This window comes from Streptomyces palmae, from assembly GCF_004684805.1.
GTDB lineage: Bacteria > Actinomycetota > Actinomycetes > Streptomycetales > Streptomycetaceae > Streptomyces > Streptomyces palmae.
In genome coordinates, this window is record NZ_SRID01000654.1 from 1 (window position 1) to 1,659 (window position 1,659).

Below are 1,659 nucleotides of genomic sequence, written 5' to 3' on the forward strand. Positions count from 1 at the left end.
TCCCCTGATGAGGGGCTGACCCCCGCGCAGTTGGCCGCCAAGTACGGCTTGACGGTCAGTGGTGCGCGGGTGGGGTTGAAGGACTACGTCGGGCAGCTGTGGGGTCGGCGCCATTTCATCCTGGCGTTCTCGCAGGCGAAGCTGACGGCGCAGTACAGCCAGGCGAAGTTGGGGCAGTTGTGGCAGGTGGCGACGCCGCTGCTGAACGCGCTGGTGTACTACCTGATCTTCGGTCTGCTGCTGAGCACCAAGCGGGGGATGGATCATGATGTGTTCATCCCGTTCCTGGTGACGGGTGTGTTCGTGTTCACGTTCACGCAGAGTTCGGTGCTGGCGGGGGTGCGGTCGATCTCGGGGAATCTGGGGTTGGTGCGGGCGCTGCACTTCCCGCGGGCGGCGCTGCCGATCTCGTTTTCGTTGCAGCAGTTGCAGCAGTTGCTGTACTCGATGGTCGTTTTGGTGATCATCATGCTGGGGTTCGGTAGTTTCCCGCAGTTGTCGTGGCTGCTGGTGATCCCGGCGTTGGCGTTGCAGTTCGTGTTCAATTCCGGGTTGGCGCTGCTGGTGGCCCGGATGGGGGCGAAGACGCCGGACCTGGCGCAGTTGATGCCGTTCCTGCTGCGGACGTGGATGTACGCGTCCGGGGTGATGTTCAGCATTCCGCACATGCTGGAAGGCAAGGATGTGCCGGGGTGGGTGGCGGATTGCCTGCAGTGGAATCCGGCGGCGGTGTACATGGATCTGGTGCGGTTCGCGTTGATCGACGGGTACGGGTCGGCGAACCTGGCGCCGCATGTGTGGTTGTTCGCGCTGGGCTGGGCGGTGCTGGCCGGGGCGGTCGGCTTTGTGTACTTCTGGAAGGCGGAGGAGGAGTACGGCCGTGGCTGAGGTGACGGGTGTCGGGCGCCGGCCCACGGTGATCGCGGATGATGTGCACATCATCTACAAGGTCAATGGTGGGGCGCGGGGTCGGGGGAGTGCGACGGCGGCGTTGAACCGGATCGTGCGGCGCAAGGGTGCGCCGGGGATGCGGGAGGTGCACGCGGTCCGCGGGGTGACGTTCGTGGCGTATCGGGGTGAGTCGATCGGGTTGATCGGTTCGAACGGGTCGGGGAAGTCGACGTTGCTGAAGGCGGTGGCGGGGTTGCTGCCGACGGCGCGGGGGAGTGTGTTCACCGATGGGCAGCCGTCGCTGCTGGGGGTGAACGCGGCGTTGATGAACGATCTGACCGGTGAGCGGAACGTGACGCTGGGTGGTCTGGCGATGGGGATGTCGCGGGAGCAGATCCGGGAGCGGTATCAGCAGATCGTGGACTTCTCGGGGATCAACGAGAAGGGTGATTTCATCTCGTTGCCGATGCGGACGTACTCCTCGGGTATGGCGGCGCGGTTGCGGTTCTCGATCGCGGCGGCCAAGGACCATGATGTGCTGATGATCGACGAGGCGCTGGCGACCGGTGACCGGAAGTTCCAGAAGCGGTCCGAGGCGCGGATCCGGGAGCTGCGCAAGGAGGCGGGGACGGTGTTCCTGGTCTCCCACAACAACAAGTCGATCCGGGATACCTGTGATCGGGTGTTGTGGCTGGAGAAGGGGGAGCTGTTGATGGACGGCCCCACCGACGAGGTGATCAAGGCGTACGAGAAGGAGACCGGGAAGTA

At 64.6% G+C, this 1,659-nt stretch carries 2 protein-coding genes; both read left to right on the plus strand.

From position 1 onward, the window contains the following. The coding region (locus tag E4099_RS31835; RefSeq protein WP_135342564.1) for an ABC transporter permease at nucleotides 1–888 on the plus strand (888 nt) is incomplete at its 5' end. Next, a partial coding sequence (locus E4099_RS31840; protein WP_245245349.1) for an ABC transporter ATP-binding protein occupies nucleotides 794–1,659 on the plus strand: 866 nt, incomplete at its 3' end. The genes E4099_RS31835 and E4099_RS31840, both read left to right, overlap by 95 nt.